The sequence below is a fragment of the Blautia sp. HCP3S3_D9 genome, from assembly GCF_052063845.1.
Classification (GTDB): domain Bacteria; phylum Bacillota; class Clostridia; order Lachnospirales; family Lachnospiraceae; genus Blautia_A.
Genome location: NZ_JBQHWS010000002.1, coordinates 16,515 through 32,905, shown reverse-complemented (window position 1 = coordinate 32,905; position 16,391 = coordinate 16,515). Strand labels below are relative to the sequence as shown.

Below are 16,391 nucleotides of genomic sequence, written 5' to 3'. Positions count from 1 at the left end.
AACCACCACAACAGAATACAGCTTCATGAAAGCCATTTGCCAATCAACCGGCGGATGGCTTTTTTGCCGCTCCCGGATATGGAAATTTTACTTCCGCTTACGTCTGGCCTTGCGGTTGGGCGGGATGGGGCTGGCCTTTCCTCTCATACTGTTGGGGTTTTTGAGCTGCTTGGACAGGCTCAGTATCCGCAGGAACGCCGAGAAATCCTCCGAGGAAATCTTCTCAAAGGGTATCTGCAACTTATCGCAGAACTCGTGGATCAGCATCTCTATATCGCTGCCCTGTCCTATGGCCTGCTCAAATTTTTCCTTTACATCATCCAGCGTGGGCTGCGGGTCGGCGGTGGTCTTGTCCTTGCGGTGTGCTTCCCGGATGTCCCGGACGATGCTGTCCAGATCATCGTGCATGACATGGCTGTAAAAATCGCTTTCCTGCACCTGCCCCAGTTCCAGCGTCCGCATATAGAGGTCATCTTCTCCGGGCGCATATTTGCTCATGACGGTCTGCCGGGTGGCCTCCAACACCAGATTCATCTGCTCCACCCGCATATTGGCAATCTGGTCGATGCAGATTTCCATATCTATCATCAGCCGCCGGAAATTCGGGTGGGTAGCCAGTTCGCAGAGAAGCCGGTTGTTGATTTTGCCGCTGCTCAAAAGTTCCACCATATCATCACTCAGATGCAGAGATTGAAGTTCTGTGTTTGGGTGATTTTTATTTTCCGTCAGTCCCATCAGATAGTCGGTGGACACGCCGTAAAAGTCCGCCAGCGTTGCAATCGCAAACGGGCTGATGTCCTTGTAGTCATCGGTTTCATATTTTCCCAGTGCGGATTTAGACAGGCCGGTCTGTTCTGCCAGTTGTTCCAGCGTCAGGTGCTTGTCCACCACTCGCAGGTCTTTGAGCCGCTCCGGGATTGACAGCTTTGCGTACATCCAAAGCCCCCTCTCGTCATTGATTTTTCAGTGATTACATCTATTATAGCACGATTCCATAAGCGTGGAAATATGCGGATTTCAAGCGTTTTTCCGACGTTTTGGATATACGGGAAAGGGCCTCTTTTTTCGGTAAACTGGTTCTTGCAGACAGGCACAGAACCTTGAAAATCGAATGACCGGCTGCAAGGGGTATGGCCTCCGGGGAAGTGACGCCAGGACAGAAATCGAGCGCACCAAAGAGGCCGATACGCCGGGAGAAATTCCGGGCAGGAGCGGCTTGCAGGCAGACCGGCGGACAGGAAACAAGTTTATCATGCGGGGCGCATGGTCCCGCAGCAAAGAAATGGAGGAAATCATTATGACACTGAGTATGAAAGAAAAGAAGATTCTCTACGCTTACGGCTGTCCCAGCCACCACAATACGGTGACACGGCTGAAATGGCTGACGGCTCTGACGGTTGACCCGGAGGCCAAACGCCGGATGCTGGGGCTGGCCCGGAAGGTGGAAACGGAGGTGGACGAAAGCTGGTACGAGGATTTTTACCACCATCTGCGGATGGAGATGGACGAGTACCGCCGTCTCAAGCGCAGCCTGCGTGTGCTGAAATCTTACACCGAGTATGAGGAGGATCTGTATGAGGAAGCTGTCTAAGTATGAGAAAGAAACCATCATCAACTGGAACGAGGCGGAGAACCTTGCCAGCATCTACACCTTCAACGCCAGCTTAAAGCGCAGGCTGGCTGATTTCAGCCGGAAGTACCCTCTGCTGTGCCGGTTGGAGCGCAGCACGCCGGAGGGCAGCGTAACCTATGTGCTGGACAAGTCCCGGCTGTCGATCCGGCTGGTGCCGCCGTACAGCGAGGAACGGAAAGCCGCTGCCAGCGCCTACGCAAAGGAGCATGGCTTTCAGGTGGTGGGAGCGGAAGAAAAAATCGCCTGAAATCGGGGCGTTTACGGAAAAAATGACGGGTCTGCACCCGCTGTTTTGACTGGCAATCCCCGCAGGCGTATTCCGTATCCACTCCCCGCCTATGGGCGCAAATGTGCGGATACGGAGCCGGTGAAACTGGCAAACACCGCTTCTGCGGCGGAAGCCAGCTTCGCCGGTGCGGGAGTACAGAGGGCAGCCAGCCCTTTGTGCCGGGGGGCAGGGGCGGCAGCGCACTGCTGGGGTCAAGGGGCAACGCCCATTGGCAGGTTAAGGGCGAAGCGCCTTGCCCAGGGAAAGTTGATGCCTGCGTCAACTTGTACTGGGTATTACCTGACGCAGACTTTCGCAGGATTTGCGGCTTCGCCGCCCCTTCCCCGGCCCCGGAACATCTTCGCAGGAAGGAGGAAATCTGTTTGAAACTGACACGACACAATGGACGCTCCGGCAAGCATGGCACCTATAATCCCCGCCATAATGACCGCCGGTTCGATGTGGAGAACAGCGAACACATTGACGCCGAGCGAGCCAGACAAAATATCTACTGGGACTGTTACCGGGGCTTCACCACACACGAGTTCCGGGAGAACCCGGAACAGCCGGATTTCAGCTTTGAGGAAATCGAGCGGATGTACTACTACGAGCATTATTCTGACCATGTGGAGGCCCAGAATGCCCGGAATGAGAAAACCCGGCACACCGAGCGTAACCGCACCGTGGAGGACTTGCTGAAAAACAACAAGACCTGCCCGGAGGAAAGCATCTACCAGATCGGCACGATGGGAGAACCCGTCCCGCCGAATACGCTCTTTTCCATTGTCAATGAGTTTTATGAGGAATTTGAGCGCCGCTTTGGTTCTCATATCCACATCTTAGACTGGGCGCTCCATCTGGACGAGGGGACGCCCCACATCCATGAGCGGCACGTTTTTGACTGTGAGAACCGCTACGGGGAACTGTGCCCCCAGCAGGAAAAGGCGCTGGAAGAACTTGGCATCCCTCTCCCCAACCCGGAGAAGCCCAAAGGCCGGAACAACAACCGCAAGCAGACCTTTGATGCGGTCTGCCGGACGATCCTGTTTGACATCGCCAGACGGCATGGGCTGCATCTGGATCAGGAGCCGTCCTACGGCGGGCGGGACTATCTGGAAAAACAGGATTATATCCTGATGAAGCAGAAGGAGCAGCTTGCGGCGCAGGAGCAGAAGCTGAAAGAACTGACGCTCAAAATCGAGGACGTGGAGACGCTGTTAGATGATGTTTCCGATGCGGCCTATGACAAGGCGGTGGAGGTCGTGACCGATACCGTCCGGCAGGAGACACACAAGGAAGATATTCGTCTGGTGGAGGAATCCAAAAAGTGGGTGCTGTCGCCGGAACGGAAAGCCCCGAAAAAGGAACGTGAGTATGCCGCCGTCCGGCTGGATGGAGTCATTACCAAAATCAAAAACGCCATGCAGCACGCTCTGGCAAAAATCCAGCGGACGTTGATGCAGCCGGAGGTCAAGCAGGCCGGGAAGGAGCAGATCAAGAAAAAAGCCAAAGAATCCATTATGGATATGCTGGCAAAGGCAAAGATCAACGCTGACCGGGATAACCGGGAGCGTTGGGAACGGGAGGGGCGGATCGCCCCGACTAAGAAACACGATATGGAGTTATGAGGCATCTGATTTCAGGATTCAGGTGCCTTTTTCTCTGTCTGGAGGTGAGAAAATCGAATGTATTTGAAGCGGTGAAGCAGGCTGTCCCCACACGGCAGGCTGCGGAATCCTACGGGGTACGGGTCGGCAGGAACGGGATGGCCTGCTGTCCCTTCCATGATGACAAACATCCCAGCATGAAGGTTGACCGCCGGTTCCACTGCTTCGGCTGTCAGGCGGACGGGGATGTGATCGACTTTACCGCCTGTCTGTTTGGCCTGAACAGTAAGGAGGCGGCGCTGAAGCTAGCGGAGGATTTCTCGGTCAGCTTTGACGCCAAAGGCCATGACCCGCCCCGCTGGAGGCCGGTCAAACGGAAAATCAGCGAGGAACTGCGCTACCGGCAGGCGGAGCAGAAATGTTTCCGGGTGCTGTGCGATTACCTGCATCTGCTGGAACGCTGGGAGAAGGAATATGCCCCGCAGACGCCGGAGGAAACATGGAATCCGCTGTTTGTGGAGGCCCTGCAAAAGAAACCGTACACCGAGTATCTGCTGGATATTCTTTTGTCCGGCAGTATGGAGGAACGGGCCTGCGTGGTCGCTGAATACGGAAAAGAGGTGAGGAAGATTGAGCAGCGAATATCAGAGTTTACCGTCGGCCACCCGGCAGGCCGCCATGAGCGCAGCCGAAGCCTTAGCGCCGGAGCAGAGCGTTGACGAAGTGCGGGAAAGCCTCTCGGTCACGGAGAAAGGCCAGCCCGCCAACACCATCGGCAACTGCCGGACAGTATTCTGCCATGACCCGCTGCTGCGGGACGCCATCCGGCTGAACCTCCTGACTGACCGGGTGGACATCGTGCGGGATCTGGGCTGGCGCAGGAACACCAGCGCCCTGACGGATACGGATGTGAAATATCTGCTTCTCTATTTTGAGCAGACCTACGGCCTGACCAGCGAGAAGAAAATGACGGCGGCCCTGTCCATCGTGGCGAATGAAAACTGCTACCATCCTATCCAGGACGTGCTGAACGGCCTTGTGTGGGACGGGACGCCCCGCATCCGCTCCTGTCTCCATCACTTCTTAGGTGCAGAAGTCAGCGACTATGTGGAGGAAATGCTGAAGCACTTCCTGCTGGGGGCCATCCGGCGGGTGTTTTCCCCCGGCTCCAAATATGAGGAAATGCTCTGTCTGGTGGGCGGCCAGGGGGCTGGCAAGTCCAGCTTCTTCCGCCTGCTGGCGATCCGGGACGAGTGGTTCAGTGACGACTTGAAAAAGCTGGATGACGACCGGGTATTTTTGAAGCTGCAAGGCCACTGGATCATCGAAATGTCGGAGATGCTGGCTACCAGCAGCGCCAAAAGCATTGAGGAAATCCGTTCATTTATCAGCCGCCAGAAGGAAACCTACCGCACACCCTATGAGGCCCAGCCCAAAGACCGGCTGCGGCAGTGCGTGTTCGGCGGTTCTTCCAACACGCTGGACTTTTTGCCCCTTGACCGGGCCGGGAACCGGCGTTTCCTTCCCATCATGATTTACCCGGAGAATGCGGAGGTTCACATTTTGGAGGATGAGGACGCCTCCAGAGCCTACCTGTTGCAGGTCTGGGCGGAGGCCATGACGGTTTACCGCAGCGGCCGCTACTCCATGAAATTCAGCAAATCCATCCAGCGGCAGCTTGTGGAGGTGCAGAAGGATTTCATGCCGGAGGACACGGAGGCCGGGCAGATACAGGGCTTTCTGGAACACTACACCGGCAGCATGGTCTGTTCCAAACAGCTTTTCAAGGAGGCGCTGGGCCACACCTATGACGAGCCGAAGCGGTGGCAGCTTCACAATATCAACGAGATTATGAACACGGTGGTGACGGGCTGGAAGCCGTTCTCCAATCCGAGGATGTTCGCCGGATACGGCAGGCAGAAGGGTTGGGAACGGGACGTTTCCGGCAACGAACTGCCCGGCAACGAAGATGGATTTGTGGAACTGAGCGAGGAAGATTGCCGCCAGTTGGAATTTCCGAAGGAGTGGATCGCCTGAAAATGGCGGTCTGTTGCCGGGATGGTTGCCACTTGGTTGCCGGGTTCGTTGCCGGGGATTCCCCTGTCTGGATACGGGAAAAGCCAGTAAATAAGGGATATTTTAATATTTATCTTTATCTCCGGCAACGAAAGCAACGAGATTTTTCAAGAAAATTCACAAAGTAAGATTTACAGGCCGGACGGTAGTTTACAGGTTTTTGGAGGTTCGTTGCCGGACTTCGTTGCCGGGTGTTGCCGTCCGGCCTGTCTCTCTATGGAGGTAGCCTATGGAAAAAAGCAAGCAGCAAAAAAATAAAGTCCGTTTTGTGGTGGTGCGGGAGTTCTCCGGGGAGAAGTCCATGCGGGAAGCCTTTGAGCAGCTCATTGAGCGCCAGACCTGTGAACACTTCGAGGAATGGCGTCATCAGCGGGAAATGGCAGAAAAAGCTGCGTAAAAACGGTTGATTCAGGGGCAGGGACATGGTACTATAATGGTATCGTGTCCCTGTTCATAGAAGGAGAACGCTATGAGCAGGAAAAAACAAGTCTATGAGAAAATCACCGCTCTCTACTGCCGTATCTCTCTGGATGACGGCGGCGACAATGAGAGTATGAGCATCAGCAACCAGAAACTCATGCTCCGGGACTTCGCAGAAAAGCATGGGATGTTCCAGTATGAGTATTATGTGGATGACGGCTATACGGGCCGCAATTTCAACCGTCCCTCGTTCCAGCGCATGATCGCTGACATTGAGGCGGGGAAAATCGGCTGCGTCATCACGAAAGACCTATCGAGGCTTGGTAGGAATTATATCGAAGCTGGAAGCTATATCGAAATCTTTTTCCCCAAACACAATGTGCGCTATATCTCCGTCACGGACGGCGTGGACAGCCTGACCCGTCAGGAAATGGACATCACGCCCTTTAAGAATATCCTGAACGATATGTACAGCCGGGATATTTCCAAAAAGGTGCTGGCGGGACGCATGACCCGTTCCCGACAGGGAAAGTTCTGCGGCGGGCAGCCGCCTCTTGGCCTGATGCGTGACCCGGAGGACAAAGGGCATCTGATCCTTGACCCGGAGACTGCGCCGGTGATCCGAAAAATCTATGATATGGCACTGGACGGCTGGGGCTGTATGCGGATCGCAAAGCAGCTCATGGAGGATAAAATCCCCATCACCAGAGTAAAGAGCAATACAGAATGTGACGTGAACTACTATTCATGGGGAAGCGCAAGGATCAGCCATATCCTGCGGAATCCCTTTTATAAGGGCGCACATCTTGTCTGCCGGACACATCAGAAAGGCATCCGCTCCAACACTTATGACATTATCCCCCGTGAGGAATGGGAGGTCATTGAGGGCTGTCATGAGGCGATTGTGACGCCGGAGGAATGGGAACAGGTGCAGGACATCATTGACCGCAGGCCCACAATTATGAAAGGCAACGCCTGCCCCTTCTATAACTTGTTCCACGGGCTTGTCTATTGTGCCACCTGCGGGAAGTCCATGCAGGTGCGGTATGAAAAGGTCGGCAGAACCGGGAAGAACCGTTTCACCGGCGAGATGCGGGAGCCGATTGACAGGGCATACTATATCTGCCAGACCTACAACCGGCTGGGCAAGAACGCCTGTACCAGCCACAAGATTGAGGCAAGGGATTTGTACAATCTGGTGCTGAAGGATATACAGGAATTGGCGGAGCAGGCCATGAAAGATGCGGATATGTTTTACCAACGGCTCAGCAGCCGGATGGAGCGCCGGTATCTGGTGGACGCTTCTCAGACAGAGAAGGAACGGAAACGGCTGGAAGCCCGGAATCAGGAAATTGACGGGATGTTTTTGAGCCTGTACACCGATAAGGCCAAAGGCGTCCTGACCGAACAGCGGTTTATGAAGCTGACGGCGGTGCTGGAACAGGAGCAGGGGGCCAACCAGAAACGCCTGCACGATCTGGCGGTGATGCAGAGCCGGGCGGACGCTCAGGAGAGCGAAGTCCGCACCTTCATCAAGGAAATCCGGCGCTATGCCGCCATTGAGGAACTGGACGAGTCCGTATTGAACCGGCTTATCAGCAAAATCCTGATTGGCGAGGTCAAAAAGGTGGACGGCCAGAAGGTACAGGAAGTCAGGATCGTTTATAACTTTGTCGGGGAAATCCCGGAGATTGCAGCATAAGAACGGCAAAGCTCTCCCCTTCATGCAGGGGAGGGCTATTTTTGTAAATACATCATACTTAAAAATCTTGGCGAGAACGGAAAAAGTAACACACAATTCCGAAAACTGTAGAAAAATATCAGATTAGATATATAGATGTAACAACATGAACACATGGCGATTCCGCAGACTTCAATAGAAACTAAATTGACGAAGTTAGGAATATTGCTGATTTTCGATTAGCAGATTATAATATCATAAATACCTGTACCGTCCAGTTTGCGCCTAAAAGAACGGCGGATAAATAAAAAAATTTGCAGGGAGGAAAAAAGCAATGGCCATGCGGCTTGATCACCAATTGCGAGAGCAAATATTCCGTAAACACACAACATTTCCAATCACATATTTTCAAGATGAACTGGCTGAGCTACCACAGTTCACTGGCCCTTTACATTGGCACCCAGACTTCGAATTGGCTTCAGCGGAATTTTCCATTTTAGAATATCAGGTTGGACAGCAGCGCATCCTATTGGAGCCAGGAGACAGTATATTTATCAACAGAAATGTGTTGCATGGTGTTAAGCAGTTGGATGGAAGCCAAACGGAACCAATGCCTAATATCGTCTTTTCTGGCAGCGCAATCGCACCGGAAAACAGCATCATTTTTCAAAAATATATCAAGCCAATCGCACTGTGTGATCAGATGCCCTTTGTAGTGTTTAGACATAACGATCTCAATCAGGACGAGGTAAACAACTGGCTAAAAGACATTTATTCCCGATTGCGTAGACAAGAAAACTGTTTTGAGATGGCGGTTCAGCGTAATCTAAGTAAAATATTTGAATATTTATTTCGCAATTTTGAGTGCTTACCAAAGACAGAGGTTCCACGCATACAAATCACCGCACAAATACGAATCCAGAAGATGCTTTCATACATTTATGATAATTACTCCAATGCAATAACACTGGAGGACATTGCAAATGCGGCTAATATCAGTCGTAGTGAGGCGGGGCGGTGCTTCAAAACTTATATGGAGTGCTCTCCTGTTGATGCTTTAATCCAGTATCGTCTGCAAATCGCCCATGAGTTACTTGGCGATAAATCCTTGACGCTGGAGAAAATAAGCTGCGCCTGTGGATTTCATTCTGTTCGCTATTTCAATCGTCAGTTCAAAAAGAAATATGGCCACACTCCTCATGAACTGCGAAAGTTGGGTAAATAGTACCTGCTTATGGTGATAATAAGGCTTTAAATTCCTGCTTTTTGGTGATATAATACCCGAAAACTACGGAAGAGAGGTCTGTTAGAGATAACATGGCAGAAAAAAAGAACTATAAAAAGACATTGATAACTTGTTACATCGGCTTCATCACACAGGCAATTGTGGCGAATTTTACGCCGTTGTTGTTTTTACGATTCCATAACGAATATAATATCCCTCTTGGGGAAATCGCTTTAATTTCTACCGTATTTTACGTTACACAAATAGTTGTAGATACACTTTGTGCGACAATTGTGGATCGCATAGGATATCGAAAAAGTGTTGTGATTTCTCAATTTCTGGCGGGAGTGGGACTGGTTGGTTTGGCAACCTTACCAAACCTGCTGTCAAATCCATTTGCCGGAATATTGATTAGCGTGATCGTTTATGCAATGGGCAGCGGAATGATAGAAGTGTTGGTAAGCCCTATCGTTGAGGCTTGTCCATTTGAGCATAAAGACAGCGTGATGAGTTTACTCCATTCCTTCTATTGCTGGGGCGCGGTTGGGGTCATTTCCCTTTCAACGCTTTTCTTTGCCATTTTTGGTGTGGTATAAAAAAAGTTGACATCTTATTCTCAAGGATTTCATGATAGAATCAAGAGAATAAGGAGGTACTCAAAATGGCACGTAAATATGACCATGAATACAAAGTACAGGCAGTTAAGTTAGCAAAAGAAATAGGTGGTGCTAAAGCTGCTAAAGAATTAGGTATCCCGGAGGGAACTATCCATACATGGCTGAAAGCAGTTAGAGCAGGCACATTGGATATTGGCGATGGTGCACATACTCCAGAAAGTGCGATGAGTCTTGCTGAGGAGCTTGCGATGCTCCGCAAACGCGTTAAGGATCAAGATAAAGAAATCCGGCGTCTGAAAGAGGAAAATGAATTTCTCGAGGAAGCAAGTGCTTTTTTCGCAGCCAGCCGTCGGAAGTCAGCAAGAACCAAAGAATGAAGTTCATTGCCATAAAAACGGAAGACGGCGTGATTAAGGGGAAACTCTCATTCTACTGCCGGATGCTCGGTGTCAGCCGCCAGGGTTTTTACAAATATCTTGCTATTAAAGATCGTCCCTGGAAATATCAGGATCTCGCTGATGCTATGAGAGCGATTAATTCTGAGGATGAATGCAATGATACCTATGGGCGTATTCGCATGTATCAGGCACTTCTCCTTAAGAATCTGGAAGGACTCAAAATCCCCAGTGAGCGAACTGTCTACAGGGTTATGGATGAAATAGGCCTTAGCCATCGGCCAAAGCGTAAGCCAAATGGTATTACCAGAGCTGATCGGGAAGCGCGTAAATCGGATGATCTTCTGAAGCGAGATTTCAAATCCAATAAGCCACTTGAAAAATGTGTAACTGACATCACAGAGATCAAGGCTAAAGATGGAAAACTGTATGTTTCAGCTATCTTTGACTGCTTTGATTCCAGTGTCCTTGGTCTGGCGATGGAAACCAACATGAAAGCAACTTTGTGTGAGCATACCCTGGATAATGCCTATCTTGCATATCCTAATCTGCGAGGCGCCATTTTACACTCTGACAGAGGAACACAATATACCAGTGAAACCTATCGTAAGGCTCTGGCAAAATACGGTATTATTCAAAGCATGAACAGTGCTGGTGGCAGGTGCCATGATAATGCCCGATGTGAAAGCATGTGGGCCAGAATGAAAAGCGAGCTTCTCTATGACCGCTACAATACGGAAACTATGACCACAGAGGAACTGAAGGTTCTCATTTGGAGATATTTCATCAGTTACTGGAATAACAGGAGGATCTGCTCTGCTAATGGTGGGCTTCCTCCGATCATCAAGCGCCAGAGATACTATCAATCTTTGGACCTGGCTGCATAGTCAGTGATATCTTTGAGATAAATGTGTCAACCAATATTGACAATATCAAAAAGCTGCGCGAGTTCGCTTTCGCTCAAATCCGAAAAAGTAACTTCGCGTGCTGCGCGTTTCGCAAGAGTGCGGCGGTGGCTTTTCGCTTCGCCGACCAAAGTTTTCTTTGCTAATGCGTCGTACTGATGTTGTATTCTTTCCTTGTCGGAAGAAGATAGCTCCATAGAGTTCACCTCCTTCCCGCGTGGAGTAGAGGACGGGAGTTAAGGGCTTGTCCTCTCTGCCCCTTTCGCTCCGTACCCGTTCGGGAGATGGCTCTTGAGTGCGCTTTTCAGAAAAAAGTTGAAAAAAGCAAAATGCGCCCGTCCGCAAGACGCGGACGGGCGCAAAGGAAATGTAAGCAGTAGCTAAATGTATTGACAGTTCACATTCATAGCCGGAATATCCCGCTTGCGGAGCATAGCTTTTTTTGACCGCAAAGCATTAGGCGGGTTACAGTAAATAAAAATGGACACGGCGATACCTCCCCGATACCGCCGTATCCTTAAAAAAGGGCGACTTTAATACACTACCCGCAATCCATTCTATAATAGGGAACAGCGGCTTTTGCGCAATATTAAATAAAAAAGCCGATAACACATAGGTTTTTTGACCTAATGCGTTATCGGCTCTGCGTCTATGCGTCTGGCACTTTTAATCATTTTTTTTTGAATTTATTATATGTGTTAGCTAACTGTCCACAAGCCGCGTTAATCTCTCTGCCATGAGAAACTCTCATAGTAACTTCAAGTCCTGCTTGCTCTAATTGATGTTTGAATGCAACTATTTCCCGTTTCTGTGGTGCTTTAATTCTTGAATTGCTTGTTGGGTTGTATTGTAACACGTTAATCATAACTTTTTTGCCCCGAAACCATTTTGCAAGTTGTCTTACATCTGAGGGCCGGTCATTTATACCCGGTAAAAGCAAATACGCAAAGACAATTTTGCGATTATGCCTTTCAGAATAGGATAAGGCTTGCTTAACAACATCTTCAATAGCATATATGCGCATGTGAGGAATAATACGATTTCTTGCAGATTGTGTTGCTGCGTGTAAAGATATTGTCAACTGAATTTTAAGATGTTCCTCGCGCAATTTTTTTAATTGATCGACCGGACCAACTGTTGATATGGTAATGCCGTCGGTTGGAAAGTTGAGCCCATATCTATCTCGGAGAATATGGATTGCTTTTATCAAGTTGTCATAATTGAATAAAGGCTCTCCCATACCCATAAAAACGATACGGTTTACTTTTCGACGCAACAATATAATCTGTTGTACGATTTCTGACGATGTTAGATTACGAACAAAGCCATTTCGCCCGGACTCACAAAAAATACAACCAACAGGACAACCGACTTGTGTGCTCACGCAAACAGTTCCACCATCTCGCCGCTTGATAAAAACCGTTTCAATGTATTTGTTGTCTTTCAGTTCGTAAACATACTTTTCAGTATCACTGCTTTTGCAAATATTTTTTACCAACATTGATAGATTTTTTTTGCGTGGTAATTGCTTATATAATTCTTCATATAAGGCTTTTGCTTCATTCTCGCCAATAACTTCCGACATTTCTTTGTAAGTAAATCCGTATGGATCATTCCGTACTTCCGCAGGCGTATATTTAGGTAAACGTTTCATTTTTATATCCTTTCTTCTAAATAATAAAAGTTTGTTTTTCTGTATTTTTGATTACAATCTCTAATTTTTCTACATCAATGATATGCGTCAATTTGCATTTAGGGCAGAAAAGAGGAAAATCTTTTAATACAGTATTATGAAATACTTGAACTCTCGTCTTTCCGTTACAAATCGGACATTTTATCCAATATTTTGGCTCTACTCCAAAAGTAGTGGATAAGTACCTTTTGTGATATACTTGTCACGGGGTGATGAAACAGGTGGAAAAAAACTTCACAGCGATGATTGCAGGTTCTCTCAATCTAAGTGAACCGTGGTACGTGGAGGGAGCTGAGTTCCGTCCGGAAGAGCAAGAAGTGCATATCTACGTCAATGTCAGAAAGACTGCAGCCCTCGTCTGTCCATGCTGTGGCGGGCCTACTTTACGTAACGGCTATGAGCCAACAGAGCGTGTTTGGCGGCACGGAGACTGCATGTTCTATCCGACCTACGTCCATTGCAGGCGTCCACGGGTGAAGTGTCCAAGGTGCGGCACGAAGCAGGTGAACGCCCCATTTGAGCGGAAGAACAGCCGCTTCACTCTGTTGTTTGAGGGCTATGCCATGCTGATTCTTGCCGACATGCCAAGGGCTCGCGCAGCAGCAGTGCTTCGGTGCGATGAGAAATCTCTTGCCTCTATACTCAACTATTGGGTAGACGATGCGGTGAGTAATCGCTCACTGAGCGGCGTGAAGCGGCTCGCCATCGACGAGACCTCTCGCCTTCGGGGACATGACTATGTGACAGTCGTGATCGATGCCGACCAACGCTGTGTAATCGACGTAGAGGCAGGCAGAGATAAAGCCACGGTGTCCACCTTCGCTGAGAAACTGGAGATGCGTGGTGGCAATGCGGCGGCCATCTGTGCGGTAACAAGCGATATGTCGAAGTCTTACCTGCCAGCCATTGAGGAAAACTTCCCTAACGCCCTGAGCATCATCGACAAATTCCACGTCAAGAAGGTGCTGATGGACGCCCTTGACGATGTTCGCAAGGAGGAGCAGCGAACCGCTGCGTCCAAGAAAGAGCTCTTTCTTGGAAGGCGTCTATTCATGATCCCCAAAGCCAGGATGACCAGCGAACAGGCGGAAAAACTGGGATCTCTGTCCAAGCTGTATCCCAAGACTGGTAAGGCTTACAGCATTGTAGCAACCCTTGATGACTTCTATACCTGCCAAACGGTGGAGGAAGCTGAACAGGCTTTCGACCGCCTCTACTCATGGATGCGTCGTTGCCGTTTGAAGCCAATGAAAGAGGCCGCCAAGACACTCCGGAACCACAAGACGAAGATACTGGCTTACTTCTACCACCGCATAACGAATGCTGTCTGTGAGGGGATTAACTCCATGATACAGGCGGCAAAACGGAAGGCTCGTGGCTTTAATACATTCAGAGGATTTGCCTCGATGATATACCTTGTTGCTGGCAAGTTACAGCTGGCTGTGCCACGCCCCTTTTGACCCTTATCCACTAAAATTGGAGTTGAACCATTATTGCGTATTGTCAATCTCTCTCAAACCGGGTAGTAAAAATACGGCAAGCGCAACGATGATAATGCCAATTCCGCAAATGACAAACCATTTCTCAACTCCCAGCCGCTCCGCCAGAGGCCCGGAAATGACAAGGCCAAACGGCATGGCGAGGGAAGCGGCGCTTGTCAGTAGAGAAAAAACTCTCCCCAGATATTCTGGTTTGACCGTTTCTTGAAAAATCGCATTTTGCACACCGTAAAATGGAGCGGAAATTCCCATAACAGTACAGCACACAACAAAGACAAGAAATGCGTCTGGCGGCAAAAGCCCGGAGAGCATATTGCTAACGCCCATCAGGAGAACGGAAAGACCGATGGTGTACCGCCGTTTCTTAAAACCGCCCCAAATGCTCAGAATGACTCCGCCAAGCAGCATACCAACCGCAAAAGCAATTTCAGCGGCAGAGGCATGGGCCGGTGTTCCTTTGAAGTATGACATACAGATGAGAGGAAAAAGCGTACTGATTGGCATATAAAAGAACATATAAATTACACCAATCCAGAGCAGAGCAAAGAGGCCCCTGTTTTGCTTTAATACCACATACCCCTCTTTCATATCCTGTAAAAACTGTTGTCTTTTCGTTTCTGGACATAGTTCAGGCGTTGGTATGGACGAAATCGCAACAGTCACACAGGCAAGGATTGCACCCACAATATCTAACAATATAATTGCATTAAGAGGCCAAACAGCATATAAAAACGCTGCGGCAGCTGGACTGATAATCGCACTTACTGCTTGCATGGTCTGCGTGTAACCAGCGCATTTTGTAAGTCCCTCTTTTGGCACAATCATAGGTGTTGCTGCGCTGAATGCTGGAGAATGAAAAGCAGTTCCCGCACTTCGGATTAACAGGACAACCATAATAGACCATACGGGCAATTCCATGTAAAACGCCACCAGCGCCAGAATACCGCCAGCGGCGGCAATTATCAAATCCGCACCAATCATTACGCTTTTACGGCTGTGCCGGTCAACAAAAGCACCTGCAAACGGGCCTAAACAGGCTTGCGGCAAAAATCCAATCAGTGTTGCCGCCGTCAATATGATTGCAGAATTAGTTTTCGCAACCAAATAAAAGATAATGGCCATTTGCAAAATACCGCTGCTAATAAAGGATATTGCTTGTCCGGCAAGAAGTGTAAAATAAGTTTTTCTCCATGAATTGTTGTTTTGGGTCATAATGCGAACCTCCTTTTTTATTGCATTGTTCTTTGTTTCTGCAATAAAAAGCAGGCGTTGTCCCACAGAGAGGGCAGACGCCTGCATAACAACAAAGCACGAAAAAACACCACGATACAGTTCAAAGACTGCTCGTGTCAAACCTACGTGTTCCTTTGCATACGCACGCAAAAAAAGCCCACCATCATGTGGAAAGGTACTTCTACTTTTTATTGCTTATTAGCGTACACAAATTAACACACGTAAGCCTCCTTCCAATCTCAAACTGTCGCACAGTATAACACACATCCGATAGACTTGTCAACCATTTTTAACCTTGTTTTCCATCTTGTTTTTCCATCTCTTACGGGCAGTAGCAAAGCCAGGCGAGCCAGTCAACGGTCAAGATGAACGGCGCTTTCAGCGCCGCCGTTGACTGGCTCGCCCGTCTTTGCTAATGGGTAATCAAGGCGGGAAAGCCATTTTAGGGCTTTCCCGCCCATTTCAATTTTGGGAGAAGAAAGGCCCCAAAATGAACGAGTGCGGCCAAACACTTTTAGGGATTGGCCACCTTGTCCACCCATCCAGCGGGGCGGCGGGGAACGGTCAAGGCCGGGCGTCAGCCCATTCATTTCAGCCTTGACGGTTTCCTGCCGTCCTGCTACTTTTCCCGGAGTGTGGCCACACATCTGGTCACGGTGTCCAGAGCTTTGGGACTTTTTGTCCCATAGGCCGGGGGCGGAGGACGAGGGACGGGGGCTTTCATAATACGCCCTGTCTGCTGCTGAAATCAGCCCTTTGTTTCCGGCTTACCAGCCCCAAACAAAGCCCTGCTTTCCTGCCGCGTCAAATGCCCTTGCCCTCCCCGGCGGCAACGGTATTTTCAGGGCAACGCCGACAGAGCGTATAACACACTACACTTTGCTCCGCAAAGTCGTGTGCCAAATGGGGCGCTGCCCCCTTTGGAAACCCCCGCAACAAACAGGTGCTATGCACCCAGCCGGGAGCATAGCGCCGTTTGTTGTCAGCAGCCCGTTTCACGGTCTGCGTGTAGTTCCTTGTAAACTGACCTAACGTAACACACAAGTTACTGTTCACAGGTAATATCCCGCGAGGTGTTTTTTGTGAGCGAAGGTCACAGAAAACCCGAGACATACCGCGCGAATTTATGCGATTAGCAT

General features: G+C 49.6%; 16 protein-coding genes and 1 pseudogene. 12 read left to right on the top strand and 5 right to left on the bottom strand.

What is annotated here, in order from left to right; genetic code table 11:
- Positions 1 to 87: 87 nt before the first annotated feature.
- Positions 88 to 936, bottom strand: a complete 849-nt coding sequence (locus tag ACTNES_RS00950; RefSeq protein ID WP_441038289.1) for a helix-turn-helix domain-containing protein — start codon at positions 934 to 936, stop codon at positions 88 to 90.
- A 361-nt stretch (positions 937 to 1,297) separates the two neighbouring features.
- On the opposite strand from ACTNES_RS00950, the gene ACTNES_RS00945 reads away from it, so the two are divergent.
- The 11 genes and pseudogenes from ACTNES_RS00945 (at position 1,298) to ACTNES_RS00895 (ending at position 10,809) form a co-directional block, all read left to right on the top strand.
- The gene (locus tag ACTNES_RS00945; protein ID WP_195518953.1) at positions 1,298 to 1,591 is read left to right on the top strand and encodes a hypothetical protein; all 294 of its coding nucleotides are present in this window, start codon (positions 1,298 to 1,300) and stop codon (positions 1,589 to 1,591) included.
- The gene (locus ACTNES_RS00940; protein ID WP_055220683.1) at positions 1,575 to 1,880 is read left to right on the top strand and encodes a hypothetical protein; all 306 of its coding nucleotides are present in this window, start codon (positions 1,575 to 1,577) and stop codon (positions 1,878 to 1,880) included. Before ACTNES_RS00945 ends, ACTNES_RS00940 begins: the two co-directional genes overlap by 17 nt.
- 404 nt (positions 1,881 to 2,284) lie before the next feature.
- On the top strand, positions 2,285 to 3,529 hold the full coding sequence (locus ACTNES_RS00935; RefSeq protein WP_441038286.1) for a serine/arginine repetitive matrix protein 2: 1,245 nt from the start codon (positions 2,285 to 2,287) through the stop codon (positions 3,527 to 3,529).
- Positions 3,526 to 4,227, top strand: coding sequence for a CHC2 zinc finger domain-containing protein (locus ACTNES_RS00930; RefSeq protein WP_373829054.1), 702 nt, complete (start codon positions 3,526 to 3,528; stop codon positions 4,225 to 4,227). Before ACTNES_RS00935 ends, ACTNES_RS00930 begins: the two co-directional genes overlap by 4 nt.
- Positions 4,187 to 5,545, top strand: coding sequence for a VapE domain-containing protein (locus tag ACTNES_RS00925; protein ID WP_373829055.1), 1,359 nt, complete (start codon positions 4,187 to 4,189; stop codon positions 5,543 to 5,545). The genes ACTNES_RS00930 and ACTNES_RS00925 overlap by 41 nt, the downstream gene beginning before the upstream one ends.
- 268 nt (positions 5,546 to 5,813) lie before the next feature.
- Entirely contained in the window at positions 5,814 to 5,981 is a 168-nt protein-coding gene (locus ACTNES_RS00920; protein ID WP_172678304.1) for a hypothetical protein, read from the top strand.
- Between the two features lie 72 nt (positions 5,982 to 6,053).
- Positions 6,054 to 7,706 (top strand): recombinase family protein, encoded by a 1,653-nt coding sequence (locus ACTNES_RS00915; protein ID WP_373730072.1) that lies wholly within the window; start codon positions 6,054 to 6,056, stop codon positions 7,704 to 7,706.
- A gap of 313 nt (positions 7,707 to 8,019) precedes the next feature.
- Entirely contained in the window at positions 8,020 to 8,910 is an 891-nt protein-coding gene (locus ACTNES_RS00910; RefSeq protein ID WP_273094940.1) for an AraC family transcriptional regulator, read from the top strand.
- A 92-nt stretch (positions 8,911 to 9,002) separates the two neighbouring features.
- Positions 9,003 to 9,500: pseudogene (locus ACTNES_RS00905) on the top strand (MFS transporter); the annotation flags it as partial.
- A 71-nt stretch (positions 9,501 to 9,571) separates the two neighbouring features.
- Entirely contained in the window at positions 9,572 to 9,904 is a 333-nt protein-coding gene (locus ACTNES_RS00900) for a transposase (RefSeq protein ID WP_073113382.1), read from the top strand.
- Positions 9,901 to 10,809, top strand: a complete 909-nt coding sequence (locus tag ACTNES_RS00895) for an IS3 family transposase (protein WP_070310171.1) — start codon at positions 9,901 to 9,903, stop codon at positions 10,807 to 10,809. The genes ACTNES_RS00900 and ACTNES_RS00895 overlap by 4 nt, the downstream gene beginning before the upstream one ends.
- A 26-nt stretch (positions 10,810 to 10,835) precedes the next feature.
- Here ACTNES_RS00895 and ACTNES_RS00890 read toward each other — a convergent pair whose 3' ends face one another.
- The 3 genes from ACTNES_RS00890 to ACTNES_RS00880 all read right to left on the bottom strand — a co-directional run bounded on the left by ACTNES_RS00890 (position 10,836) and on the right by ACTNES_RS00880 (position 12,665).
- Positions 10,836 to 11,024: a hypothetical protein gene (locus tag ACTNES_RS00890; protein WP_441038284.1), complete on the bottom strand. Its 189-nt coding sequence runs from the start codon at positions 11,022 to 11,024 to the stop codon at positions 10,836 to 10,838.
- A gap of 473 nt (positions 11,025 to 11,497) precedes the next feature.
- Positions 11,498 to 12,481 (bottom strand): 23S rRNA (adenine(2503)-C(2))-methyltransferase RlmN, encoded by a 984-nt coding sequence (gene rlmN / locus ACTNES_RS00885; protein WP_002584956.1) that lies wholly within the window; start codon positions 12,479 to 12,481, stop codon positions 11,498 to 11,500.
- A gap of 16 nt (positions 12,482 to 12,497) precedes the next feature.
- Positions 12,498 to 12,665: a cysteine-rich KTR domain-containing protein gene (locus tag ACTNES_RS00880; protein WP_412588271.1), complete on the bottom strand. Its 168-nt coding sequence runs from the start codon at positions 12,663 to 12,665 to the stop codon at positions 12,498 to 12,500.
- 67 nt (positions 12,666 to 12,732) lie between these two features.
- On the opposite strand from ACTNES_RS00880, the gene ACTNES_RS00875 reads away from it, so the two are divergent.
- The gene (locus ACTNES_RS00875) at positions 12,733 to 13,980 is read left to right on the top strand and encodes an ISL3 family transposase (RefSeq protein WP_287935020.1); all 1,248 of its coding nucleotides are present in this window, start codon (positions 12,733 to 12,735) and stop codon (positions 13,978 to 13,980) included.
- A gap of 30 nt (positions 13,981 to 14,010) precedes the next feature.
- Here the strand turns inward: ACTNES_RS00875 and ACTNES_RS00870 are convergent, their stop codons facing one another.
- Positions 14,011 to 15,231 (bottom strand): MFS transporter, encoded by a 1,221-nt coding sequence (locus ACTNES_RS00870; protein WP_441038352.1) that lies wholly within the window; start codon positions 15,229 to 15,231, stop codon positions 14,011 to 14,013.
- Between the last annotated feature and the right edge of the window lie 1,160 nt (positions 15,232 to 16,391).

Coding starts and splice junctions, on each gene's coding strand:
- ACTNES_RS00950 (WP_441038289.1), bottom strand. CDS start 936: ATGTACGCAAAGCTGTCAATCCCGGAGCGGCTCAAAGACCTGCGAGTG.
- ACTNES_RS00945 (WP_195518953.1), top strand. CDS start 1,298: ATGACACTGAGTATGAAAGAAAAGAAGATTCTCTACGCTTACGGCTGT.
- ACTNES_RS00940 (WP_055220683.1), top strand. CDS start 1,575: ATGAGGAAGCTGTCTAAGTATGAGAAAGAAACCATCATCAACTGGAAC.
- ACTNES_RS00930 (WP_373829054.1), top strand. CDS start 3,526: ATGAGGCATCTGATTTCAGGATTCAGGTGCCTTTTTCTCTGTCTGGAG.
- ACTNES_RS00925 (WP_373829055.1), top strand. CDS start 4,187: ATGAGCGCAGCCGAAGCCTTAGCGCCGGAGCAGAGCGTTGACGAAGTG.
- ACTNES_RS00920 (WP_172678304.1), top strand. CDS start 5,814: ATGGAAAAAAGCAAGCAGCAAAAAAATAAAGTCCGTTTTGTGGTGGTG.
- ACTNES_RS00915 (WP_373730072.1), top strand. CDS start 6,054: ATGAGCAGGAAAAAACAAGTCTATGAGAAAATCACCGCTCTCTACTGC.
- ACTNES_RS00910 (WP_273094940.1), top strand. CDS start 8,020: ATGGCCATGCGGCTTGATCACCAATTGCGAGAGCAAATATTCCGTAAA.
- ACTNES_RS00900 (WP_073113382.1), top strand. CDS start 9,572: ATGGCACGTAAATATGACCATGAATACAAAGTACAGGCAGTTAAGTTA.
- ACTNES_RS00895 (WP_070310171.1), top strand. CDS start 9,901: ATGAAGTTCATTGCCATAAAAACGGAAGACGGCGTGATTAAGGGGAAA.
- ACTNES_RS00890 (WP_441038284.1), bottom strand. CDS start 11,024: ATGGAGCTATCTTCTTCCGACAAGGAAAGAATACAACATCAGTACGAC.
- rlmN (WP_002584956.1), bottom strand. CDS start 12,481: ATGAAACGTTTACCTAAATATACGCCTGCGGAAGTACGGAATGATCCA.
- ACTNES_RS00875 (WP_287935020.1), top strand. CDS start 12,733: ATGAAACAGGTGGAAAAAAACTTCACAGCGATGATTGCAGGTTCTCTC.
- ACTNES_RS00870 (WP_441038352.1), bottom strand. CDS start 15,231: ATGACCCAAAACAACAATTCATGGAGAAAAACTTATTTTACACTTCTT.